The organism is Planotetraspora thailandica, from assembly GCF_016863335.1.
Classification (GTDB): domain Bacteria; phylum Actinomycetota; class Actinomycetes; order Streptosporangiales; family Streptosporangiaceae; genus Planotetraspora; species Planotetraspora thailandica.
Window position 1 is genome coordinate 88,886 of the sequence record NZ_BOOR01000021.1, and the last position, 23,520, is coordinate 112,405.

The following is a 23,520-nucleotide window of genomic DNA, read 5'->3' on the forward strand; positions in this document are numbered from 1 at the left end:
TATACATTTACCCGGTTGAAAGGGGGAGCGGTGGAGATCGTTGATCGGCCGGAACTGCTCGTCGTCGGCCATGCCATACGGACGTCGAACGCCGCGGAGGCGGACCCGTCCCGTGCCCAGTTGCCGGGGCTCTGGGGGCGGGCGAGCGCGCCGGGGGCCTTCGCGCACGTGCCGAGTCGGGTCGACGAGAACCTCTACGCGGTGCTGACCGACTACGAGAGCGACCACCACGGGGTGTTCACCCAGATCGTCGGAATCGCCGTGCACACCGCCGCCCGGCTGCCCGAGGGCATGGTCGCCGTCCGGGTGCCGGGGGTGCGCTCGCTGCGGGTGGAGGCCCGCGGCCAGATGCCGGGAGCCCTGCTGGAGGCCTGGCAACAGGTGTGGAAGCACACCGAGTCGGGCGGCCAGCCGCCCAGGGCGTTCACCACCGACCTCGAAGTCCACCAGCGCGCGGGAGCCGCCGATCTTTACATCGCCGTCCTGCCCACCTTCGGCGACGCCTGACCCGCCCCACCCCCCGTGCCCGTGATCATGCAGAGGCTCGGGCCCGTATCCGTGATCATGCAGAAGTTCGGAGATGTCCCCTCTCACCTGCGGCTTCGCCGTACGTGATCATGCAGAAGTTCGTGGGCACCCCGACCGACCTGGGACGACGTCATCCGTGATCATGCATTGTCCGACGGCCAGAGCGGCTCGGGGATCTCGAAGCCGACCGGCTCGCCCCATTGGTTGCGGAAGCTCACCTCGTGCACCGGCCTGCGCGGGGCAACGCCCCATCGCCCGGTCGGGAACCCGAAGGTGACCGTGCAGGCGATCTCCCAGCCCTTGCCCTCGGGCACACCGAGGATCCGCATCGCCTCCGCGCCGTGGAACAGGCCGAGCACCGTGGTCAGCGCGCTGCCCACCCCGAACGCGCGGGCCGCGAGCTGGGCGCTCCACACCGAGGGGTAGATCGAGCCGCCGCTCGGGTCGTTCCTGGTGAAGGCGAACAGCAGCAGCGGGTAGGCCTCGAAGTGGTCGGCGAGGTGAATCGACGACCTCATCACGCTGAGCGTGCGCTCGTCGCCCTCGGCCTCGGCCTTCTCCCTGGCGGCCTTGTAGTGGCCCTGGTACAGGGTGCCGAGCGCGTCCCGGTAGAGCGGCCCGAGTTGCGCCTTCACCCCGGGGTCGTCCACCAGCATGAAACGCCATCCCTGCGCGTTTCCGCCGCTGGGAGCCCGTACGGCGGCGTCGAGGATGCGCTTCTGGATCTCCATGGGGATCGGGTCGGGCTTCACCCGGCGCATCGCCCGGGTCGTGTACAGCGCCTCGAAGATGTCCATGCTCATGGGGGGTCATCCCTTACTCGGGTCGGGGGGTGAAACAGGCGTGAACGCGTTTCGGGGACACATGGAGTGATCGGGGCCGGTCAGGCCAGGACGCCCGCCTTGCGCAAGGCCGCGGCCTCCTCCTCCGGCAGGCCCCAGCCGCTCAGGTCACGCAGGCGCGTGGCCGGGGCGAGGCCGCCGGTGCCGCTGCCCAGCAGCCGGGGCGCGGGAACCGGCTGCACGACGCCTTCCACCTCGACGAACGTGCCGCGGGCCTGGTTGTGCGGGTGCCGGGGGGCCTCGTCCATCGACAGCACGGGGGAGACGCAGGCGTCGGAGCCCTCGAAGACCGCCTCCCATTCCGCCCGGGTCCTGGTGAGGAACGCCTCGGTCAGCCGTTCATGGATCCGTGGCCAGTTGGCCTGGTCGTCCCTGCTCGGCAGGTCGTCCAGGCCCATCCGGGCGACCATCTCGGCCCAGAACTGGGGTTCCAGGGGGCCGACCGCCAGGTATCCGCCGTCGGACGTCTCGTACGTGTCGTACATCGGGGCCCCGGTGTCCAGCAGGTTGGTGCCCCGCGAGCCCCAGGAGCCGTTCTGCACGCCGGCGTAGAACATCGAGAACAGCAGCGCCGCTCCGTCGACCATGGCGGCGTCGATCACCTGCCCCTTGCCGGTGCGCTCCCGCTCGAACAGGGCCAGGAGCACGCCGTACGCGAGCATGAGGCCGCCGCCGGCGAAGTCGCCGAGGATGTTGATCGGGGGAGTCGGCTTGCCGCCGGCCCGCCCGAGCATCGACAACACTCCGGAGACGGCGATGTAGTCGATGTCGTGGCCCGCCCTCGGAGCGAGCGGCCCCTCCTGGCCCCAGCCGGTCATGCGGGCGTAGATCAGCCGGTCGTTCACGGCGCGCAGGTCGTCGGGTCCGATGCCGAGCCGTTCGGCGACGCCCGGCCGGAACACCTCGATCACGACGTCGGCGCCGGCCGCCAGCTTCTTGAACGCCTCGACGCCGGCGGGAGATTTGAGGTCGATGCCGATGGTGTGCTTGCCGCGGTCCATCACGTCGTGACGCGGCTCGTCGCTCACGGCCGTCACGCGGTCGATCCGCAGCACCTCGGCACCGTGGTCGGCGAGCATCATCCCGGCGAACGGGCCGGGGGCGAGACCGGCGAGCTCCAGCACGCGCACCCCGGCCAGTGGGCCTTTCCGGGGCTGTTCCATGCACATCTCCTCGAAGGGGCGTACGTTTTCTGCGCCCAGTAGAACATGTTTCTGGAGCGTGCGAGACTTCGGCCATGATCTGGAAGCTTCTGGCACTTCCCCCGCTGCCCGAGGAAGCTTTACGCGGTCTCCTCGGCAGCCTGGACGATCGCATCGACATCACCGTCCCCGCCCGGCGCGACCGTGCGGCCCTGTTGGAGGCCCTGCCCGAGGCCGACATCGTCGTGGGTGACTGGAGCGGCATGCTCGCGCTCGACGCGGAAGCCGTACGGCATGCCCCCCGGCTGGCCTTCCTACAGCAGCCGTCGGTCGGCGTGGACGGGCATGACCTCGACGCGCTCGCGAAGGCCGGCGTGCCGGTGGCGAACACGGCGGGCGTCAACGCCGACGCGGTCGCCGAATGGTGTCTCGCCGCGGCACTGGCGTTGCTGCGCCACCTGGCCTCGAGCGACCGGGAGATGCGGGCGGGCGGCTGGCCGCAGTTCACCGTCCAGCGCCGCGAACTCGCCGGAGCCCGCGTCGGCGTCGTCGGCTTCGGCCCGGTCGGCGCCTCCTGCGCCCGCAAGTTCGGCGCGCTGGGGTGCCAGGTGTCCTACTGGTCCCGCACCGCCAAGCAGGAGTCGTACGGCGCGGCCTACCTCGACCTGGACTCCCTGACCGCCTCCAGTGACGTGCTGGTGCTCGCCGTCCCTCTGACCGACGAGACACGCGGCATGTTCGACGCCGTACGGCTGTCGCGTATGCCGGCGGGGGCCGTGCTCGTCAACGCGGCCAGGGGTGGGATCGTCGACCAGGACGCGCTGATCGCGTCATTGGAGTCGGGTCACCTGTCCGGGGCGGCGCTCGACGTCTACGACTCCGAGCCGCCCGGCGCCGATGATCCGTTGCGCTCGTGCACGAACGTCCTGTTGTCTCCGCACGCCGCAGGCGCGACCCCGCAGGCCACCGGCCGGCTCCTTCAGGCCGTGCTGGACAACCTGGCCGCCGCGGTCGGGGGGCGCCCGGTGGCCAATGTCGTCAACGGGGTGACCCCCGCCATTCGACGTCGTTGACCTGCGCAGATGTGTTCGGCCAGGCCACCTGGCGGTGGGATTTCCGCATCTTGCCGATTGCTATGGGATACCCGGATGATTTTCGCGAGCGTAACGTGTCTACTCTGGTCTGCGGTGTTTTCCAGGGATAGCTTGCCTAGAGGGCGGTCTTGATGATCCATGGGGGTGGTGTCATGCCAGCGGGCGCGACGACCGATATGACCGCCCATAAGAAGGCAGTCGAGCAGATCAGGGAGTCCTTCGCGGCGATGCCCGAGGACGCGGCTCCGCGGCTTGCCAAGGCGACCACGAACCTGTTCCGGTTCCGCGAGTCCGCCAAGACGGCGTCGCTGTCGGCCAGGGACCTGGATCAGGTGATCGAGGTGGACCCCGTGGCCATGACGGCCGAGGTCCAGGGCATGACGACCTACGAGCACCTGGTGGACGCCACGTTGCCGTACGGGCTCATGCCGTACGTGGTGCCACAGCTGAAGACGATCACGCTCGGGGGCGCGGTCACCGGTCTCGGCATCGAGTCGACGAGCTTCAAGGACGGCCTGCCGCACGAGTCGGTGGAGGAGTTGGAGATCCTCACCGGCGACGGGCGGGTCGTCGTGGCCCGTGCCGACAACGAGTACGCCGACCTCTTCAACGCCTTTCCCAACTCCTACGGCACGCTGGGCTACGCCCTGCGCATCCGCATCAAGCTGGCCAAGGTCAAGCCGTTCGTACGCCTGACGCACATCCGTTTCACCGACGCCGACAAATGCATGCTCGCCATGCAGGAGATCTGCGAGAGTCGGCGGCACGAGGGCGAGCAGGTCGACTTCGTGGACGGCACGTACTTCAGCCCGAACGAGCTGTACATCACAGTCGGCACATTCGCGGACAAGGCGCCGTACACGTCCGACTACACCGGGATGCGCATCTACTACCAGTCGATCCGCACCCGTCCCCGTGACTGGCTCACCGTGCGCGACTACCTGTGGCGCTGGGACACCGACTGGTTCTGGTGCTCGCGCGCGTTCGGCGTGCAGCAGCCGCTGGTCCGCTCCCTGGTGCCGCGGCGCTGGCTGCGCTCGGACGTGTACCGCAAGCTGGTCGGGTTCGACCAGAAGCACGGGGTGACCGCCCGGATCGACCGGTGGCGGGACAGGCCGGTGAGCGAGTCGGTCATCCAGGACGTCGAGGTGCCGGTCGAGCGTGGCGCCGAGTTCCTCGAGTTCTTCCAGAACGAGGTCGGCATGGCGCCCGTCTGGATGTGCCCGTTGAAGGCGACCCGCGACTGGCCGATCTACCCGCTGGAGCCGGGCAAGCTCTACATCAACTTCGGCTTCTGGGGCATGGTCCCGTTGCCGCGTGGTCAGCAGGACGGCTACTACAACCGTCTCATCGAGCGTGACGTGCACAGGCTCGGTGGCCACAAGTCGCTGTACTCCAGCTCCTTCTATGAGCGCGAGGAGTTCTGGCGGCTGTACAACGGGGACTCGTACTGGCCGGTCAAGCATTCGTACGATCCGGGTGGGCGGCTGCTCGACCTGTACGACAAGTGTGTTCGGGCCCGGTAGGCAGTTCCTACGTGTGGATTTCGTACGAGATTTCGTACGTGGGGAGAGGTTGAAATGACTCTTGCCGAGATTTTCGAGAAAATCGTTGGCAGTGACGCGGGCGTGCAGTTCACCGCGTACGACGGAAGCAAGGCGGGGTCCGACAGCGACATCCGCATCGACGTGAAGTCGCCTCAGGCGGTGGCCTACCTCGCCAAGGCGCCGGGCGAGATGGGCCTCGCGAGGGCGTACATCTCCGGGCACATCGACGTGCACGGCGACATGTACACGCTGCTCGACCGCATGTGGTCGCTGACGCTCAACGACCTGCCGCTCAGCGAGAAGATCGCCGCCATCCGCACCCTCGGCCCCAAGCCGCTGCTGATGAAGGCCCCCCCGCCGCCGCAGGAGATGCGCCGCAGCACCATGGCCCGGCTCGGCAGCCGCCACGCCAAGCAGCGTGACGCCGAGGCGATCCACCACCACTACGACGTCTCCAACAAGTTCTACGAGTGGGTGCTCGGTCCCTCGATGGCGTACACCTGCGCGGTCTTCCCGTCCGCCGACGCGACGCTCGAGGAGGCGCAGTACACCAAGTTCGACCTCGTGGCCAAGAAGCTGGACCTCCAGCCGGGCATGCGCCTGCTCGACGTGGGGTGCGGCTGGGGCGGCATGGTGATGCACGCCGCCCGGGAGTACGGCGTCAAGGGACTCGGCGTGACGCTGTCGCGCCAGCAGGCCGAATGGGCGCAGAAGGCGATCGCCGAGGCGGGCCTGTCCGAGCTGGCCGAGGTCCGGTACATGGACTACCGCGACGTCGCCGAGACCGGCTTCGACCGGGTCAGCTCGATCGGCCTGACCGAGCACATCGGCAAGGCCCAGCTCGCGTCGTATTTTTCCTTCCTGTACGGCAAGCTCAAGCCGGGCGGCCGGCTGCTCAACCACTGCATCACCCGCCCCACCGGCATCGAGAAGACCATCAACCAGGGCGGCTTCATCAACCGCTACGTCTTCCCCGACGGTGAGCTGGAGTCGGTGGGCCACCTGGTCCGCCAGATGGAGGACATCGGCTACGAGATCCGCCACGAGGAGAACCTGCGCGAGCACTACGCGCTGACCCTCCGCGAGTGGTGCAAGAACCTCGACGACCATTGGGACGAGGCCGTCGCCGAGGTGGGCGAGGGCACCGCCCGGGTCTGGCGCCTCTACATGGCGGGCTGCGTGGTCGGGTTCGAGCGGAACAAGGTGCAGCTGCACCAGGTGCTCGGCGTCAGGCTCGACGACAACGCGTCCGCGCAGGTTCCGCTCCGCCCCTCGATCTCCTGGCCCTGATCGGCTCCGAGGAGAGAAGCGCCGCGAAAAGGGCGCGCGGTTTGCGCGCCCTTTTGGAGCGCCCCTCCCCCTTGCGCGTGATCATGCAGAAGTTCGCATGCGTGCGGGTTGAGGTGCGCAAACTCGGGCCGTGATCATGCAGAAGTTCGGGTGCATGTGCGTTGAGCTGCGCGGACTCGGGGCGTGATCATGCAGAAGCTCGCGTGCAGGCACGACGAGCTGCGACGACGCAGATCGTGATCATGCAGAAGTTCGTGCCCGGCCGGCCTGAACTGCGCCGACATCGGGCGTGATCATGCACGGACCGCGGCGAGACTTGACGCATCCCACCGCGTGGACAACGTTGGTGGAATGAGTGTCGCGCCGGAACTCGATCTTTCGCGCATTCCGTTCTGGGGGCAGCCTCGCGCTCAGCGCCTGGAAGCCTTCCGGCGGCTTCGTGAGCTGGATCGGCCGGTCTTCCTCCCCGAGGACAAGATCCCTTTCCTGCCTCACGGGCGCGGCTTCTATGCGCTCGTACGGCATGCGGACGTGTCCGAGGCCAGCAGGAACGCCGGCGTGTTCAGCAGCGAGCCGACGTCCAACAGCATTCCGGACATGCCCCGCTGGCTGGCCCTGTACTTCGGCTCGATGATCAATATGGACGACCCCCGGCATGCGAGGCTGCGGCGGATCGTCTCGCGGGCTTTCACGCCCCGCGTCCTCGCCAAGATGGAGGAGGACCTTCAGCGAGCGGCTGAAGAGATCGTCGATCGGGCCGTCAAGGAGGGCCCCGGCGACTTCGTCCCCCAGATTGCCGCAAAACTCCCCGTACAAGTCATATGTGACATGATCGGTATTCCGCCAAAATTTCATGGCATGGTGCTTAGCCGTACGAACACGATCTTGGCTAACGCCGACTCGGAATATTCGGGGTTCGGGGTCAACTACGCGCGGCCGGAGGCGCGGCCGAGCCGATGGGCGACCGCGCGTGGCCTGATCAAGCTGCTTCAGGCGGGCCACGAGCTCAGCGCGCTGGCCCAGCGCCTCGGCCGTGAGCGCCGCCTCAACCCGACCGGTGACCTGACCAGCCTGCTGGTCAACGGGGACGAGCGGCTCACCACGCAGGAGCTCGGATCGTTCTTCATCCTGCTGGTCGTGGCGGGAAGCGAGACGACGCGCAATGCCATCAGTCACGGGCTGAAGGCGTTCACCGACAATCCCGGTCAGCGTGAACTGCTGATGAGTGATTTCGAGAAGTACATCCCGGGCGCCGTCGAAGAAATCATCCGCTATTCGACTCCGGTCATCCAGTTCCGCCGCACGCTCGCGCGTGATCACACGATGAACGGCATGGACTACAAGAAAGGCGACAAGGTCCTGCTGTTCTACAACTCGGCCAACCGTGATGAAGCCGTCTTTGTGGATCCGGACGTCTTCGACATCACCCGCGCACCGAATCCGCACGTCGGATTCGGTGGGCCTGGTCCGCATTACTGCCTCGGCGCCCATCTCGCCAGGCGTGAGATCACAGTGATGTTCCGTGAGCTTTTCACCCGTATGCCAGAAATTCGGGTGGAAGGTGAGCCTTCTTACCTTTTGTCTAATTTCATTAACGGCATCAAGCACATGCGTTTCCGCTTCTGACTGCATGATCACGCTCGGTGTTCGCGCAGGTGGGAGACCATGTTTCCGAACTTCTGCATGATCACGATTCGCGAAGCCGCTGGTCCGGACCGTTTCGGCGAACTTCTGTATGATCACGCCAACAAAGGTGCGCTGGCCGGCGGGTATTTTCGCGAACTTCTGCATGATCACGGGTAAAGGCGGTGGGGTGTGGCAGGATAAAACCGAATGTCGTTCTAGTTCCAAAACCCCCGGGAGGATCGGCCATGAGGACTCCGCCTGCGGAGCATTTTCCCATCGGGTCGGCCGCTGACATCAATCTGTCCGACTGGACCTTCTGGTCGCGTCCGCCCGCGGATCGGGAACACGCCTTCCGCCTGCTGCGGGAGTTGGACAGGCCCGCCTTCTTCGAAGAGCCCGATGTCTCGTTCGTCTCGGTCAAGGGCCTCGGATATCACGCGCTCGTACGGCATGCCGACATCCTGGAGGCCAGCCGTAACCCGGAAATCTTCGCCTCGGGCCTGGGTGGCGCGACCAACATCATCGACATGCCGGCCGAGTTCACCGAATACTTCGGCTCGATGATCAGCATGGACGACCCCCGGCACGCCCGCCTGCGCCGCATCGTGTCACGCGCCTTCACTCCCAAGATGATCAGGCAGTTCGAGGCCGACGTGGAGGTCGCCGCGGCACGGATCGTCGACGACCTGCTGGAGAAGGGCTCCGGCTGCGATTTCGTCGCCGAGGTGGCCGCCCGGCTCCCGCTGAAGATCATCTGCGACATGATGGGCATCCCCGAGAGTGAATACGCCTTCGTCTTCGACCGGTCGAACATGATCCTCGGCGGCAACGACCCCGAATACGTCAGCGACCCCGAGTCGGTCGGGACGGCCCTGCTCACCGCCGCCATGGAGCTTCAGGAGCTCGTGCAGAGGCTCGCGGCCGAAAGGCTCGGCAATCCCACCAACGACCTGACGTCGTCCCTGGTGAACGCCAACATCGACGGGGAGCGCCTGACCGCGCAGGAGCTCGGCTCCTTCTTCATCCTGCTCGTCGTCGCCGGCAACGAGACCACCCGCAACGCCATCTCGTACGGCATGCGCCTGCTGACGCTCAACCCCGACCAGAGACGCCGGTGGATCGAGGACATCGACGGCCGGGCGCCCGGCGCCGTCGAGGAGATCGTCAGGCTGGCCTCGCCGGTCAACTACATGCGGCGCAAGGTGACCCGTGACCACGAGATGAACGGCAACCTCTACCGCAAGGGGGAGAAGGTCGTCCTCTACTACTGGTCCGCCAACCGCGACGAGAGCGTCTTCACCGACCCGGACGTCTTCGACATCATGCGCTCACCCAACCCGCATGTGGGGTTCGGCGGGCCCGGCCCGCATTTCTGCCTGGGGGCTCATCTGGCCCGGCGGGAGATCACCGTCATGTTCCGCGAGCTGCTCCGGCGGGTGCCCAAGATCGAGGCCGGGGAGCCCGAGCGCCTGTTCTCCAGCTTCATCAACGGCATCAAGCGCATGGATTGCACCTTTTAACCGCCGTGCTCTCCCCTCCGCGAAAAGGCGGAGGGGAGAGCACGGCTACCCGATCGGGCGGACCGACGCGAAGACGGTGTTGATGTCGGGCAGGAGGTTGTCCTTGAGCCCGGGAACCGACACGTAGACGATCGAGGGCACGTCCTTGCCGACGTCGAGCGCGGCCACGGCCACCGTGGTGACCTCCTGGTCGACAGTGACCTTGTACGTCACGAGGAGACCGTTCAGGCCGTTGTGCGAGTAGCGCTGCTGCGCGAGCTTGGCGGCCTTGTTCCCCTTGGGGAACAACGACTGGCGTGCCGTGGTCATCACTGCGGCGACCACCGGGGAGAGCTTGTTCGGCGAGGTGTACTTCGCCGACAGCGACTGGGGCAACGGGCCCGACATCACCTGTGCGTACTCGCGCTTGCCCGCCGTGGTCACGCCCGCGGAGACGAACTGCCGCGTCGTGAAACCGTACGCGGTCTGCGCGCCGGTGGTGTCCACCCGCCAGGGGCCGCCGAGCTTGGGCAGCGAGATGGCGGCCTCGGTGTCGTTCACCTTGCCCCTGACCGGGGAGGGCTTGCCGGTGAACGCGGCCAGAGCCGGGAACTGCGCCGTCGGCTTGGCCGAGGTCGCCGACGTGGACGGCTTGGGGGTGGGCGCCGAGGCGCCGGCGCTGTCACCGGAGCTGAGCGGTCCGGCAAGGAAGGCCCAGACCACGATGCCGATCAATGCGAGGAGCACGGTCACCACCAGGGCGATCACCCAGATGGGCCGGCCCTGCTCCTCGTCGTCGTATTCATCCGACTGGTATTCGTCGCCGAAGACCGTGTCCCACAGCTCCTGCTGCCGGTGCGCGGGCGGCGTCTTCGGGCCGCTGATCTGCCCCGCCGTCACGAATGGCTTGTACGGATCCGCCCCCTGGTCCTGGGAGGCAGGGGCCTGCTGCGCGGGATCGGCCGACGTCCCAGACCATGCGGGCGTCGCCTGCCCGGGCGTGGCGAACCCCCGGTCGAACGCGTCGGGTACGGCGGGAGCGGCGGGGGACGAGCCGGGCACCGGCCACGGCGGGGCGGCCGCGCCCGCGGCGTCCTGCGTGGGCGCGCCGGAAACGGGGGCGTCCAAGGCGGAGGTACCCGAGGCGAATGCGCCGGCCGAGGGGGTGGCCCAGGCGGAGGTGGAGGCGGCCGAGCGAGACCAGGTGGACTCGGTGGTCGCGGCCGACGTCCCGGTGCCCGGCCATGCGGCGTCGGCGGACGACGTCCCGGTTCCCGGCCATGCGGGCTCGCTCGGGCCGGAGCCCGAGCTGGATCCGGGCCAGGCCGTGTCAGCCGGCGCAGCGGGTGACCCCGAGGCCGGCCATGCCGTGTCGGACGAAGATCCCGAGCTGGACCATCCGGTGTCGTCCAGCCTGGCGGGCGAGCTCCACGCAGAGTCGGCGGGCTCCTGCTGTGCTCCCCGTGCCGTGTCGGCCGCCCTTGAGGTGGCACCCGTGTCAGACCATGCCGTGCCGGCGGAGCCGCCGCCCCCGAGGGGGTCGGACCGGAGTGGGTCCGACCGGAGTGAGTCGGGGCTCAGCGAATTGGAACCGAGAGGGTCCAACCCGAGAGGGTCGGAACCGAAGGGCTCGACGGGGCGCTTGGGCGTCCACACATCGGCCAGCTCGCTCGGGCGGCGCGCGGGCTCGGGGGGCGCGGGCGGAGTGGCCGGCATCCACGCGGTGTCGCCCGGCGCGGACGACGGCTCGGGCCATGGGGAACCGGACGGTGATTGGGAGCCGGGCCGGGCCGATTCGGACGGCGACGCGCCTGGCCAGGAGGGTCCCGAGTTCTCGGACCCGGGCCAGTCAGGGGTGGCGCGGGTGATTGGGGCCGCGGGCCGCGCGGCCGCGGGGCCGGGTTCGCCGAAGGGGGGCGCGGGGCTGGCGAACGGTGAGGCCGAAGGTGCTGAGGGGACCTCGGGCCAGCCCGGAGGCATCTCCGGCCATGATGCTTCGCGTGGCTCGTCGCGGTCCGAGGGCATGCGACCTCCCGAAATCATGCCCGGATTGTGGGTGCTTGGCATGTTCTCATGCGGCGTGGGGGTTGCCGCAGCGAAACCGGAGAATGCACCACGAAACTGCTCCCCTGTGGGATCGGTGGGCGGATCCTGCATGGGGAGGTCCGGGAAGGGGTTTGCCACAGCGAAGACAGTAGACTAACGGGACATAAGAGGTGACTACGGATCTGTCACCATCGGGCATCGCGCGTTGACTTGCATGGTCAGGCCCCGATTATCCGACGGCGACCGCATTGTTGTCTGCGCTACGCTGGACTCGCGTGCCGAAACCCTGCTTTAGGCAGCTGTCCGAGTCGGCATGACACGCGGAAACGCAGGCTGCCCCTCGTGTGGAGCGGGGGGCTCCGTCATGAGCAGGCGCCTTCATCAACGATCAGTCGCCTGGCGAGGAGTGGAAGTGGACGAGCCGGTGTACGACCCGCAGGCACTGCAGGCCAAGTGGCTGCAGCGGTGGGAGGAGCTGAAGCCCTTCGCCGCGGCGGAGGACGCCGCCGACACCAGGCCGCGCACGTACATGCTCGACATGTTCCCCTACCCCTCGGGTGACCTTCACATGGGCCACGGCGAGGTCTTCGCCATCGGTGACGTCGTCGCGCGGTACTGGATGCAGCGGGGCGACAACGTCCTGCACCCGATCGGATGGGACTCCTTCGGCCTGCCCGCGGAGAACGCGGCGATCAAGCGCAACGCGCACCCCGCCGAGTGGACCTACGCGAACATCGAGACCCAGGCCACCTCGTTCAAGCGGTACGGCATCTCCTTCGACTGGTCCCGCCGCCTGCACACCAGCGACCCGGAGTACTACCGCTGGAACCAGTGGCTGTTCAACCGCTTCTTCGAGCGCGGCCTGGCCTACCGCAAGGGCGGCCTGGTCAACTGGTGCCCGAACGACCAGACGGTGCTGGCCAACGAGCAGGTCGTCGCGGGCCGATGCGAGCGGTGCGGATTCGAGGTGGTCCGCCGCGAGCTGACGCAGTGGTACTTCAAGATCACCGAGTACGCCGACCGGCTGCTCGACGACATGGCGCAGCTGGAGGGCGGCTGGCCCGAGCGCGTGCTGACCATGCAGCGCAACTGGATCGGCCGCTCCACGGGCGCCGACGTCCAGTTCCAGATCGAGGGCCGCGACGAGCCCGTCACCGTCTACACCACCCGCCCTGACACCCTGTACGGTGCGACGTTCTTCGTCGTCGCCGCGGACGCGCCGCTGGCCGAGGAGATCGTCACCCCTGACCGGCGTGAGGCGCTCGACGCCTACCGGTCCGAGGTCGCCAAGCTCTCCGACATCGAGCGGCTGTCCACCGAGAAGGAGAAGACCGGAGTCTTCCTGGGGACGTACGCGATCAACCCGGTCAACGGGGAGCGCATTCCGGTCTGGGCGGCCGACTACGTGCTGTCCGACTACGGCCATGGCGCGATCATGGCGGTGCCCGCGCACGACCAGCGCGACCTCGACTTCGCGGTGAAGTTCGGCCTGCCCGTCAAGGTCGTGGTGCACACCGGTATGGCCGACCCTGGCGAGACCGGCATCGCGACCCCGGGTGAGGGCACGCTGGTGAACTCCGGGCCGCTGGACGGCCTGTCCAAGGCCGAGGGCATCGCGCGGATCATCGAGATCCTGGCCGAGCGCGGCACCGGCAAGGCGACCGTCAACTTCCGCCTGCGCGACTGGCTGCTGTCGCGCCAGCGCTTCTGGGGCACGCCGATCCCGATCATCCACTGCCCCGACTGCGGCGAGGTGCCGGTGCCGGACGAGCAGCTGCCCGTCACGCTGCCCGACCTGCGCGGCGCCGACCTCAAGCCCAAGGGTGTCTCGCCGCTGGCCGCCGCCACCGACTGGGTCAACGTCGAGTGCCCCAAGTGCGGCGGGCCCGCGCAGCGGGACACCGACACCATGGACACCTTCGTCGACTCGTCGTGGTACTTCCTGCGTTATGTCGACCCGCACTACGAGGACGGGCCGTTCGACGTCGAGAAGGTCCGCAAGTGGGGCCCGATTGACCAGTACGTCGGCGGTGTCGAGCACGCGGTGCTGCACCTGCTGTATTCGCGGTTCTTCACCAAGGTCCTGCACGACATGGGCATGGTCGACTTCACCGAGCCGTTCGTGCGCCTGCTGAACCAGGGTCAGGTGATCAACCGAGGCAAGGCGATGTCCAAGTCGCTGGGCAACGGCGTCGACCTGGGCCAGCAGATCGACTCCTTCGGCGTGGACGCCGTCCGGCTGACCATGGTGTTCGCCGGGCCGCCCGAGGACGACATCGACTGGGCCGACGTGTCGCCCGCCGCGTCGCAGAAGTTCCTGGCGCGTGCGTTCCGGGTGATGGCCGAGGCGGGCGCCGCCTCCGCGCCCGGCGCCGACCCCGCGACCGGTGACGTCGAGTTGCGCAAGGTGACCCACCGGACCATCGACGAGGTCACCAAGCTGGTCGAGACCTACCGCTTCAACGTCGCGGTCGCCCGCATGATGGAGCTGACGTCGGCCGTCCGCAAGGCGATCGACTCCGGCCCCGGTGCCGCCGATCCCGCCGTGCGCGAGGCCGCCGAGACGCTGGCCGTCATGCTCTCGCTGGTCGCGCCGTACGTCTCGGAGGAGGGCTGGGAGCGGCTCGGGCACGGGCCGTCGATCGTGAGGGCCGGTTGGCCGTCCGCCGACCCCGCGCTGCTGGTCCGCGAGTCGGTCACCGCCGTCGTCCAGGTGGCCGGGAAGGTGCGCGACCGTCTGGAGGTCTCCCCGGAGATCTCCGAGGACGATCTGCGCGAGCTGGCGCTGGCCTCCGACAAGGTCGCGCCGTATCTCGATGGCGATCCCCGCAAGGTGATCGTGCGCGCTCCCAAGCTGGTCAACATCGTCCCCTGACGCCCACCGCGTCACGATGTGCTCCTCGCCATTCTGACAGGCCCATCTCGTACGGCCGGCGCCGCTCCTGTGGCCGGCCGTACGAGCATGCGCTCTTGAGAGCGTCATATATGCCGTGATGTCATGGCGATGTCGTGCTCTTTCGGGGGATGGGGCGCAGGCCTCAGGGGGCGAATCAGAGCATCGGCCCGAGGGGTGACGCGTGCGCGTTCGCTGGCTGCGCGGTGGGGGATTCGGAACGTCCAAGGCCATGCGCGCCGACCGGCGCATGCTGGACGCGGTACGCGGCTTCGAGGCCGCCATGGAGGCCCGGTCGGACGAAGAGTTGCGGCGGCTCACCGAGCTCTTCCGGCGGCGGGTGGCCGAGGGCGAGCCGTTGGACACGCTGCTGCCCGAGGCGTTCGCCACGGTCAGGGAGGCGGCGCGCCGGGAGTCGGACGTCGACGTCACCGACGCCCACCTGCGGGGAGCGGCGGCTCTGCACCGGGGTCTGATCGCGGAGATGCACCCCGCCGAGGAGCCGATGACGGCCATGGTGCCGGCCGCCTACCTCAACGCCCTGACCGGGGAGCCCGTGCACGTGCTGACCCGGGACGAGTTCACGGCCCGGCGTCACGCGACCCGTCTCGGCGGCGTCCTGGAGCGTCTGGGCCTCGAGACCGGCGTGCTGATAGGCGATATGACGAGAGAGGCCCGTCGCGCCGCTTATGTGGCCGATGTCGTGTTCGGTGTGACCTTCCGATTCTGCTCCGACTATCTCAGCGACAACCTGGTCATGGCAGAAGACGAGCGGGTGCAGCGGGGCCTCGGGTTCGCGGTGGTCGACGAGGCCGGGGCGCTCATGATCGACGACGTGCAGACGACGACTGTGGTCTCCGAGATCGGCGACGCGCCTTCCCCGTGGATCAAGACTTTCGCCTGGGTCGCGGCCGGATTGCGCCGGGACGTCGACTACCAGGTCGTCGAAAAGGAAAGCCGGGTGACGGTATCCGAAGCGGGCATCAAGCGGGCCGAGAGCCTGCTCGGCATCGATGACCTCTACAACCCGAACTACGGCCTGCTCGTCCGCTTCCTGGAGTCGTCTTTGGAGGCGAAGGAGCTTTACCACGCCGGTGAGCACTATGTCGTTCACGATGGCGCGGTGGTCAAGCTCGACCAGAAGAGCGGAACGCTGGATCTCACCTTCCACTTCGGCGACGGTCTCCATCGGGCGATCGAGGCCAAGGAAGGACTCCCCGTGAGCCAGGACCGGCAGACGGGGGCCGAGATCACCAGGTGGGCCTACTTTCGCCTGTACGACAAACTGGCGGGGCTCACCGGCTCGGTGAGCACGGATCGGGATCTCTACCGTCTCCTCTACCGGTTGGACGTGACCGTGATCCCGCCGCAGGTGCCCCTCCTCCGGGTCGATCAGGCAGATCTCTTCTGCCGCTCGGATGAGGTGAAGTGGAGGGGGATCGCCGACCTCGTCGCAGAACGGCATCTGCGAGGCCAGCCCGTTCTGGTGGATGTGACCTCCGACGAGAATGCCGACATGCTGGGCGCGATGCTGGAGGCCAGGCAGGTCGCGTACCGGAGTACGGCCGGTCTCACCCCGGAGGAGGAAGCCGAGATCCTGGCGGGAGTGGGCGCACGAGCGGCCGTCACCATCGTGGTGAACGCCCCTTATCGGGCGACGCATATCAGGCTGGGCGACGCCGCCTCCACCGCGGAGGATCGCGACGAGCTGATCGAGCTCGGGGGTCTGCTGGTCATCGGATCAGAGCGGCGGCTGCTACGGCGGGACGATGAGCTGCTCGCGCAGCTGGCCGGGAATCCGGGCGAGCCGGGAGAGACCCGGTTCTTCATGGCCCCGAAAGATCCGCTCCTGGTGAAGGAGAAGATGCCGCCGTCGGGTCTCATGCCAGACGAGCCCATGTACGGCGCGCCGCTTTCGCGAGCGTCGTTGAAGATCCAGAAAAATTATGCCGCCCTGCTGGGGGAGAAGTACAAGGAGATGCTGAGCCAGTACGAAATCGACGAAGCTCATCGAGCCGAGGTCTACCGGTGGCGTAACCAGGTCTTGAGCGGGGAGGATCTCGACGCTGAGATCCGCGGTCATCTGACGGCTGTCCTGGACCGGTATGTGAGCAGGTTTCTCCAAGGCGTCTCACCGTGGGCGTGGCAGCTCGACGAATTGCGCACGGCGCTGCGGAACCTGCTGGGCAGGCGGGTCGTGCTTCCGGAGGCGTCCGGCGATGTCACGTCCCAGCGCGACATACTGACGGCGGCCGTGAGACAGGCGGGGGAGCGCGCTCTTGCCGCCCGGATGGACGAGGTGGGAGCGGAAGACTGGCCCCGGATGCGACGGACGGTGCTGGTGGGCGCCATCGACCTCCACTGGCGCAGGTTCCTCTCCGAGCAGCGGGATCTGTTGGAGGCGGTCAATCTCGAAACGATCCACGGCGGCGACCCCCTCGCGCGTTACCGCAAGGACAGCGTCGATCGCTTCACCGCGATGACGCGGCTCATCGAGGAGAAGGCGATTGAAGAGCTTTTCGCCGCCGAGGTCGAGTCGTCACAGTGACGCCGAGATGCGTGCCAGCATCTCTTCGAGGATGGGAGCGGACGTGGCGAAGTTGAGCCGGGCATGCGTGGACGCGCCGCCGTACATCGTGCCGGGGTTGATCCGCACCCGCGCCTCCCGCTCGACGAACGCGGCGGCGTCGTCCCTGCCGAAGTCCAGCCACGCGAGGTAGGTCGCCTCCGGAATCCGGTAGCCCACCTGGGGCGAGAGCCGTTTGGCGACCAGTTGCCGGTTGCGGTCCAGGATCGTGAGCACCTCACGCAGCCAGGCGTCGCCGTGCCGCCAGGCCGCGATCGTGGCCTCGACGCCCAGTATGCTCGCCGTGCCGTAGATCTTGGGCGGCTCCTTCGCCAGCGCTTCGCGTACGGCCCTGGCCCCCAGGTGGGCGACCGAACAGTGCAGACCTCCCATGTTGAACGCCTTGCTCGCCGAGGTGAGCGTGACGGTGCGCGCCGGAAGGATCGTGGCGAAGGGGATGTGCACCGCCGGGGCGTAGATGAGCTCCGCGTGGATCTCGTCGGCGATGACCAGGGCGTCGTGCCGCTCGGCGTATTCGGCGACCTCCGTCAACTCCGCACGGGTGAAGGAACGGCCCGACGGATTCTGCGGATTGACCAGGAGGACCACGGAGGCGGGCTCGTCCGGCATCTCGAACCGGCCGTCGGGCCCCATCGGGATCGGCAGCAGTCGCAGCCCCATGTCGGGGATCATCGGGAGGAAGGGGTCGTAGGCCGGCACGTGCATCGCAACGGTGTCCCCGGGCCGGGTGGTGAGACGCAGCACGACCTGGAGCGCCTGCGCGATGTCCGTGAAGGACCTGACCTGGCCGGGATCGAGTTGCCAGCCGTACCTGTTCGCCATGCGCTCGGCGAACGCCTCGGCCAGCGGGGGGACATGGGGGTCGTCGACCCAGGTCGGGTAGCCGAGATCAGTCTCGACCCGGCGGAGGATGGCCTCACGCACTTCATCGGGAGGAGAGAAGTCCATGTCGGCGACCCATGCCGGGATCACGTCGGGCGGAGTGGTCACCCACTTGATCCCGTCGCGGGCACGGGCGTCGTCAAGGGTCAGGGAGTCGAGATCACGAGCCATGGACACACAACCTATTTCGTCTCTTTTGCAGCCGGAATAGGTTATTGCTCCGCGGGGGTGCGATCGACTCCGCGGAGCTTGGCCGTACGTCCCTAGAGCTTGCGCAGGACTGCCGTCACCTTGCCGAGCACGGTCGCCTCGTCTCCGGGTATGGGCTCGTAGCTCGGGTTGTGCGGCACCAGCCACACGTGCCCGTCCTTGCGCTTGAAGGTCTTCACCGTGGCCTCTCCCTCGATCATGGCGGCCACGATGTCGCCGTTGTCGGCCACGGGCTGCTGCCGTACGACGACCCAGTCGCCGTCGGCGATCGCCGCCTCGATCATCGAGTCGCCGGTCACCTGGAGCAGGAACAGCGTGCCCTCTCCGACGAGCTGCTTGGGCAGCGCGAAGACGTCCTCGATGCTCTGCTCGGCCAGGATCGGGCCACCGGCGGCGATGCGGCCGACGAGCGGAACGTACGCCGCGGTCGGCCGGTTGAATCCGGCTTCCTCCTCCGCCGCGTCGGGATCCACCCACAGCACCGGCTCGCCGGGCAACCTGACCTCCAGTGCCCTGGGCCGGTGCGGGTCGCGCCGCAGGTAGCCCTTGCGCTGGAGCGCCGTCAGCTGGTGGGAAACGCTGGAGGTGCTGGTCAGCTGGACCGCCTCCCCGATCTCCCGCATGGACGGCGGGTAGCCGCGCTGCTGGACCGAGTCGCGGATCACCTCAAGGATCTTTCGCTGCCTCGGGGTGAGCCCAAGCGAGTCGCGCCTGCGAACCGCGAGATCGCTGACGCTCTCCGCCTGCTCAATTCGGTCGCTCACGATGCCACCTCTCAATCCGTGTTCCTCAAGTCGCACAGAGCGACCGTACCTCGATTCAAGATCATTATCAAACAATTGTTCGATTGTCCTCGAAATCGATGGTGCCGTGGTGTACAACATCGTACGGGAGTTCGATCGACATCGTGTTCGATTTTCCGATCTTCTTCTCAACTGTGTCCGCGCAGCTCAGGAACAGTTAAGGGAGGCAGCCGTGAGGCCGGAGCCCAACATCCCCCACGTCGTCCGCATCAATCCAGACATTTCATGGTCTCGAGGAGCCGGTGTGCGTGAACGCGGCACTCGCGAACACGCTCGCGAAATCTACGGGAATGTCGTACAAATCCATCGGAGATCGCCTAGGGAAGCTTCGCAGGAGCCCCAGCCCGATCGGGTCGCCGCGGTCCGGCCGCTCAAGCCGCGCCCGGCCGTCGCCGACTCCAAGCAGGCGGTGCGGCCGCGTCCGGCCCCCGTCGCCGGCCCGGGTCAGGCGCGCCGCCCGCATGCGTCCGCGGAGGGAGGTCGCGGTCCGGCGCCGCGCTCGCGCCCGGCCACCGCGCGCCGTCCCGACCCGCCGCTCCGGCTGACCCGGCGCGGCAAGATCGTGCTGATCGGCGCGATCACCGGGTTCGCTCTCGGGGCCCTGTTGCTGGGCACCCATGCGGTGGTCACCGCTTCCACCGGTCTCGTCTCGCCCGCTCAGCAGGGCCTGCCGTACGTGGACGTCAAGCGGGGTGACACGCTGTGGACGATCGCGACGGCCGTGGGGAACGGCGGCGATCCCGCCTCCACGGTCCGCCAGATCATGAACATCAACGGCCTCTCGGGGTCGCTCATCCAGCCCGGCACCCGGCTCTATCTGCCGAGCGGCATGCCGGGGTGACGGGTGCCGGGGGGCGACGGGAGGGCGAAGGCGGGGTGACGGGGGAGTGACGGCCGTGACACGCGGGCTGAGCAGCGACTTCAGGGCGAGGGGGCGGGTCGACTTGCGTTCATGGTCGGGCGCTCCTACGGTTGACCACAACATCTAGTAGTCACATGGATGTAAGTTCACCATACCTAGTGGTTACGGTGTGAGGTCTCCCGGGAGGTGATGGCATGTACTGCCCGTTCTGTCGTCATCCGGACACGCGGGTCGTGGACAGCCGGTCGACCGAGGACGGAGCGGCCATCCGCCGCCGCCGCACATGTTCGGAGTGCGGGCGCAGATTCACCACGCAGGAGACCGTACTGCTGATGGTGAGCAAGCGCAGCGGCGTGACCGAGCCCTTCTCGCGTGACAAGGTCATCGCCGGTGTCCGGCGAGCCTGTCAGGGCCGTCCGGTCAGCGAAGACTCTCTGGCGCAGCTCGGGCAGCGTGTAGAGGAGAGCATCCGGGGCACCGGATCGGCGGAGATCGCGTCCCATGAGGTCGGTCTGGCCATACTCCGCCCGCTGCGCGACCTCGACGAGGTGGCCTACCTGCGGTTCGCGTCCGTCTACCGGGGATTCGAGACCCTGGCCGACTTCGAGGCCGAGATCGAGCAGCTGAGAGTGGCGCGCGCCGCGGTGGAGCAGTAAGCGACCACCTTTCCGGCCGGACATCGGCCGGCGCTTCGGTGTGGTTATAGAGACATGTGGTCCGACATGGGGCTCCAGCGGGCCCTGGAAGGGGGAAGTCATGACGGAGATCGTGAACGGCACCGTGTCAGGGACCGGAGGTCGCGGGGGCAAGCGGCCGCGTAAGGGCCTGAAGATGAAGCGCATCTTCACGACCCCCGGAGTGCACCCCTACGACGAGGTCCGCTGGGAGCGCCGCGACGTCGTGATGACGAACTGGCGCGACGGTTCGGTCAACTTCGAGCAGCACGGCGTCGAGTTCCCCGAGTTCTGGTCCGTGAACGCGGCCAACATCGTGACGACGAAGTACTTCCGCGGGGCGGTCGGCACGCCGCAGCGCGAGTGGAGCTTGAAGCAGCTGGTCGACCGGGTGGTAGGCGTCTACACCAAGACCGGCGTGGAGAACGGCTACTTCGCTTCCCCCGAGGACGCCGAGATCTTCGACCACGAGCTCAAGCACTCGCTGATCCACCAGATCTTCAGCTTCAACTCGCCCGTTTGGTTCAACGTCGGCACGCTGTCCCCCCAGCAGGTGTCCGCCTGTTTCATCCTGGCCGTCGACGACACCATGGAAGCGATCCTCGACTGGTACAAGGAAGAGGGTGTGATCTTCAAGGGCGGCTCCGGGTCGGGCATCAACCTGTCCCGCATCCGTTCCTCCAAGGAGCTGCTGTCCAGCGGCGGCACCGCCAGCGGCCCCGTGTCGTTCATGCGGGGCGCCGACGCCTCCGCCGGAACGATCAAGTCGGGCGGCGCGACCCGCCGGGCCGCCAAGATGGTCGTGCTCGACGTGGACCACCCCGACATCGAGGAGTTCATCGAGACCAAGGCGCGCGAAGAGGACAAGATCCGCGCGCTGCGCGACGCCGGGTTCGACATGGACCTCGGCGGCAAGGACATCGTGTCCGTGCAGTACCAGAACGCCAACAACTCGGTCCGCGTCTCCGACGAGTTCATGCACGTCGTCGAGGCCGGCGGCAAGTTCGGCCTGCGCGCCCGCCTGACCGGCGAGGTCATCGAGGAGGTCGACGGCAGGGGGCTGTTCCGCAAGATGGCCCAGGCCGCCTGGGAGTGCGCCGACCCCGGCCTGCAGTACGACGACACGATCAACGACTGGCACACCTGCCCGGAGACCGGGCGTATCACCGCCAGCAACCCGTGCTCGGAGTACCTCCACCTGGACAACTCCTCCTGCAACCTGGCGTCGATCAACCTGCTGAAGTTCCTGCGCGACGACGACACCTTCGACGTGCCGAACTTCGTGAAGCTCACCGAGCTGATCATCACCGCGATGGACATCTCGATCACCTTCGCCGACTTCCCGACCGAGAAGATCGGCGAGACGACCCGTGCGTACCGGCAGCTCGGCATCGGCTACGCCAACCTGGGCGCGCTGCTCATGGCGACCGGCCACGCCTACGACTCCGACGGCGGGCGCGCCATCGCCGGCGCGATCACCTCGCTGATGACCGGCACCTCCTACCGCCGCTCGGCGGAGCTGGCCGCGATCGTCGGGCCGTACGACGGGTACGAGCGCAACGCGGAGCCGCACAAGCGGGTCATGCGCAAGCACGCCGCGGCCAACGACGACCTCCGCACGCTCGACGCCATGGACAAGGCCATCCACGCCGAGGCCACCCAGCAGTGGCAGGAGTGCCTCAAGCTCGGCGAGCGCCACGGCTACCGCAACGCGCAGGCATCGCTGCTGGCGCCCACCGGCACCATCGGCCTGATGATGGACTGCGACACCACCGGCATCGAGCCCGACCTGGCCCTGGTCAAGTTCAAGAAGCTGGTCGGCGGCGGCTCCATGCAGATCGTCAACCAGACGATCCCGCGGGCGCTGCGGCGGCTCGGCTACCAGGAGGAGCAGGTCGAGGCGATCGTCGAGTTCATCGCCGAGCACGGCCACGTGGTCGACGCCCCCGGCCTGCGGACCGAGCACTACGAGGTGTTCGACTGCGCCATGGGCGAGCGGGCCATCGCTCCCATGGGCCACGTGCGGATGATGGCGGCCGCCCAGCCGTTCCTGTCCGGCGCGATCTCCAAGACGGTCAACCTGCCGGAGTCGGCGACCGTCGACGACATCGAGCAGGTCTACATGCAGGGCTGGAAGCTCGGCCTCAAGGCGCTGGCCGTCTACCGCGACAACTGCAAGGTCGGCCAGCCGCTGTCGGCGGCCAAGAAGGCCACCGAGGAGGTCGAGGCCGAGGCCGAGACGCCGGCCGTGCAGGTCATCGAGGTGCCGCGCCCGACGCGTCGCCGGATGCCCAACCAGCGTCCGAGCCTGACCACGCGCTTCACGGTCGGCGGGGCGAAGGGCTACATGACCGCGTCGTCCTACCCCGACGACGGCGTCGGCGAGGTCTTCCTCAAGATGTCGAAGCAGGGTTCCACGCTCGCCGGCGTCATGGACGCGTTCTCCGTGGCCATCTCGATCGGCCTGCAGTACGGCGTGCCGCTGGACACCTACGTCCAGAAGTTCGTCAACATGCGGTTCGAGCCGGCGGGGCTGACCGACGACCCGGACGTCCGGATGGCGCAGTCCGTCATGGACTACATCTTCCGGCGGCTGGCGCTCGACTACCTGCCGTACGAGGAGCGGGCGGCCCTCGGCATCTTCTCGGCCGCGGAGCGTACGCTTCAGGCGCGCGGTGAGGACCCGGCGGCGCTCCAGGAGGTCGTGGACACCGCGGCCCTCGCCCAGTCGGCTCCGATCGAGGACAAGCCGGCCGAGGGCAAGCCCGCGGCGGCGTCTCCCGCCCCGGCGCGGGCGGAGCTGGAGCTCATCCCGTCACTGGAAAGCCACGCCGGCCGTACGGCGGACGCCCCGCTGTGCATGACCTGCGGCACGAAGATGCGGCCCGCGGGCAGCTGCTACGTCTGCGAGGGTTGCGGCAGCACCAGTGGCTGCAGCTGACGACGCGGCGGAGTCACAGATCACCGTAGGAATGTGAGCGGGAGGGCCCGGCGG

General features: G+C 67.9%; 17 protein-coding genes. 12 read left to right on the forward strand and 5 right to left on the reverse strand.

Features of this window, described 5'->3' with window-relative positions:
* The first annotated feature begins 30 nt into the window (after positions 1 to 30).
* A complete protein-coding gene (locus Pth03_RS15705) occupies positions 31 to 507 on the forward strand; it encodes a GyrI-like domain-containing protein (protein ID WP_203945000.1) in 477 nt (158 codons plus the stop codon).
* A 161-nt stretch (positions 508 to 668) separates the two neighbouring features.
* Here Pth03_RS15705 and Pth03_RS15710 read toward each other — a convergent pair whose 3' ends face one another.
* Together Pth03_RS15710 and Pth03_RS15715 are read right to left on the reverse strand one after the other, a co-directional pair.
* Positions 669 to 1,331, reverse strand: a complete 663-nt coding sequence (locus tag Pth03_RS15710) for a nitroreductase family protein (RefSeq protein ID WP_203945001.1) — start codon at positions 1,329 to 1,331, stop codon at positions 669 to 671.
* Positions 1,332 to 1,411: 80 nt separating this feature from the next.
* Entirely contained in the window at positions 1,412 to 2,533 is a 1,122-nt protein-coding gene (locus tag Pth03_RS15715; protein ID WP_203945002.1) for a CaiB/BaiF CoA transferase family protein, read from the reverse strand.
* A 74-nt stretch (positions 2,534 to 2,607) separates the two neighbouring features.
* On the opposite strand from Pth03_RS15715, the gene Pth03_RS15720 reads away from it, so the two are divergent.
* The 6 genes from Pth03_RS15720 to Pth03_RS15745 all read left to right on the forward strand — a co-directional run bounded on the left by Pth03_RS15720 (position 2,608) and on the right by Pth03_RS15745 (position 9,589).
* Complete coding sequence (locus Pth03_RS15720) at positions 2,608 to 3,585, forward strand: NAD(P)-dependent oxidoreductase (RefSeq protein WP_203945003.1); 978 nt, start codon at positions 2,608 to 2,610, stop codon at positions 3,583 to 3,585.
* Between the two features lie 173 nt (positions 3,586 to 3,758).
* Complete coding sequence (locus Pth03_RS15725; RefSeq protein WP_239119072.1) at positions 3,759 to 5,132, forward strand: FAD-binding oxidoreductase; 1,374 nt, start codon at positions 3,759 to 3,761, stop codon at positions 5,130 to 5,132.
* A 54-nt stretch (positions 5,133 to 5,186) separates the two neighbouring features.
* On the forward strand, positions 5,187 to 6,443 hold the full coding sequence (locus Pth03_RS15730; RefSeq protein WP_203945004.1) for an SAM-dependent methyltransferase: 1,257 nt from the start codon (positions 5,187 to 5,189) through the stop codon (positions 6,441 to 6,443).
* 351 nt (positions 6,444 to 6,794) lie between these two features.
* On the forward strand, positions 6,795 to 8,069 hold the full coding sequence (locus Pth03_RS15735; protein WP_203945005.1) for a cytochrome P450: 1,275 nt from the start codon (positions 6,795 to 6,797) through the stop codon (positions 8,067 to 8,069).
* A 39-nt stretch (positions 8,070 to 8,108) separates the two neighbouring features.
* Entirely contained in the window at positions 8,109 to 8,246 is a 138-nt protein-coding gene (locus Pth03_RS15740; protein WP_203945006.1) for a hypothetical protein, read from the forward strand.
* 68 nt (positions 8,247 to 8,314) lie between these two features.
* Positions 8,315 to 9,589 carry a cytochrome P450 gene (locus Pth03_RS15745; RefSeq protein ID WP_203945007.1) on the forward strand — a complete coding sequence of 425 codons (1,275 nt, stop codon included), beginning with the start codon at positions 8,315 to 8,317 and terminating at the stop codon, positions 9,587 to 9,589.
* Positions 9,590 to 9,634: 45 nt separating this feature from the next.
* On the opposite strand, the gene Pth03_RS15750 is transcribed toward Pth03_RS15745, so the two are convergent.
* Positions 9,635 to 11,284, reverse strand: a complete 1,650-nt coding sequence (locus tag Pth03_RS15750) for a hypothetical protein (RefSeq protein WP_203945008.1) — start codon at positions 11,282 to 11,284, stop codon at positions 9,635 to 9,637.
* A gap of 694 nt (positions 11,285 to 11,978) precedes the next feature.
* On the opposite strand from Pth03_RS15750, the gene leuS reads away from it, so the two are divergent.
* Positions 11,979 to 14,489, forward strand: coding sequence for a leucine--tRNA ligase (leuS, locus tag Pth03_RS15755; protein ID WP_203945009.1), 2,511 nt, complete (start codon positions 11,979 to 11,981; stop codon positions 14,487 to 14,489).
* 202 nt (positions 14,490 to 14,691) lie between these two features.
* Positions 14,692 to 17,055: a preprotein translocase subunit SecA gene (locus Pth03_RS15760; protein ID WP_203945010.1), complete on the forward strand. Its 2,364-nt coding sequence runs from the start codon at positions 14,692 to 14,694 to the stop codon at positions 17,053 to 17,055.
* On the opposite strand, the gene Pth03_RS15765 is transcribed toward Pth03_RS15760, so the two are convergent.
* Positions 17,047 to 18,147 (reverse strand): MalY/PatB family protein, encoded by a 1,101-nt coding sequence (locus tag Pth03_RS15765; RefSeq protein ID WP_239119074.1) that lies wholly within the window; start codon positions 18,145 to 18,147, stop codon positions 17,047 to 17,049. The genes Pth03_RS15760 and Pth03_RS15765 overlap by 9 nt on opposite strands.
* 92 nt (positions 18,148 to 18,239) lie before the next feature.
* Positions 18,240 to 18,938: a transcriptional repressor LexA gene (gene lexA, locus Pth03_RS15770; RefSeq protein ID WP_203945119.1), complete on the reverse strand. Its 699-nt coding sequence runs from the start codon at positions 18,936 to 18,938 to the stop codon at positions 18,240 to 18,242.
* A 460-nt stretch (positions 18,939 to 19,398) separates the two neighbouring features.
* On the opposite strand from lexA, the gene Pth03_RS15775 reads away from it, so the two are divergent.
* The 3 genes from Pth03_RS15775 to Pth03_RS15785 all read left to right on the forward strand — a co-directional run bounded on the left by Pth03_RS15775 (position 19,399) and on the right by Pth03_RS15785 (position 23,466).
* The gene (locus tag Pth03_RS15775; protein WP_203945011.1) at positions 19,399 to 19,830 is read left to right on the forward strand and encodes a LysM peptidoglycan-binding domain-containing protein; all 432 of its coding nucleotides are present in this window, start codon (positions 19,399 to 19,401) and stop codon (positions 19,828 to 19,830) included.
* Between the two features lie 215 nt (positions 19,831 to 20,045).
* Complete coding sequence (gene nrdR, locus Pth03_RS15780; protein ID WP_203945012.1) at positions 20,046 to 20,507, forward strand: transcriptional regulator NrdR; 462 nt, start codon at positions 20,046 to 20,048, stop codon at positions 20,505 to 20,507.
* A 100-nt stretch (positions 20,508 to 20,607) separates the two neighbouring features.
* The gene (locus Pth03_RS15785; RefSeq protein WP_203945013.1) at positions 20,608 to 23,466 is read left to right on the forward strand and encodes a vitamin B12-dependent ribonucleotide reductase; all 2,859 of its coding nucleotides are present in this window, start codon (positions 20,608 to 20,610) and stop codon (positions 23,464 to 23,466) included.
* Positions 23,467 to 23,520 lie beyond the last annotated feature (54 nt).

Coding starts and splice junctions, on each gene's coding strand:
- Pth03_RS15710 (WP_203945001.1), bottom strand. CDS start 1,331: ATGAGCATGGACATCTTCGAGGCGCTGTACACGACCCGGGCGATGCGC.
- Pth03_RS15715 (WP_203945002.1), bottom strand. CDS start 2,533: ATGGAACAGCCCCGGAAAGGCCCACTGGCCGGGGTGCGCGTGCTGGAG.
- Pth03_RS15720 (WP_203945003.1), top strand. CDS start 2,608: ATGATCTGGAAGCTTCTGGCACTTCCCCCGCTGCCCGAGGAAGCTTTA.
- Pth03_RS15725 (WP_239119072.1), top strand. CDS start 3,759: ATGCCAGCGGGCGCGACGACCGATATGACCGCCCATAAGAAGGCAGTC.
- Pth03_RS15730 (WP_203945004.1), top strand. CDS start 5,187: ATGACTCTTGCCGAGATTTTCGAGAAAATCGTTGGCAGTGACGCGGGC.
- Pth03_RS15735 (WP_203945005.1), top strand. CDS start 6,795: ATGAGTGTCGCGCCGGAACTCGATCTTTCGCGCATTCCGTTCTGGGGG.
- Pth03_RS15740 (WP_203945006.1), top strand. CDS start 8,109: ATGTTTCCGAACTTCTGCATGATCACGATTCGCGAAGCCGCTGGTCCG.
- Pth03_RS15745 (WP_203945007.1), top strand. CDS start 8,315: ATGAGGACTCCGCCTGCGGAGCATTTTCCCATCGGGTCGGCCGCTGAC.
- Pth03_RS15750 (WP_203945008.1), bottom strand. CDS start 11,284: ATGCCGGCCACTCCGCCCGCGCCCCCCGAGCCCGCGCGCCGCCCGAGC.
- leuS (WP_203945009.1), top strand. CDS start 11,979: ATGAGCAGGCGCCTTCATCAACGATCAGTCGCCTGGCGAGGAGTGGAA.
- Pth03_RS15765 (WP_239119074.1), bottom strand. CDS start 18,147: ATGGCTCGTGATCTCGACTCCCTGACCCTTGACGACGCCCGTGCCCGC.
- nrdR (WP_203945012.1), top strand. CDS start 20,046: ATGTACTGCCCGTTCTGTCGTCATCCGGACACGCGGGTCGTGGACAGC.
- Pth03_RS15785 (WP_203945013.1), top strand. CDS start 20,608: ATGACGGAGATCGTGAACGGCACCGTGTCAGGGACCGGAGGTCGCGGG.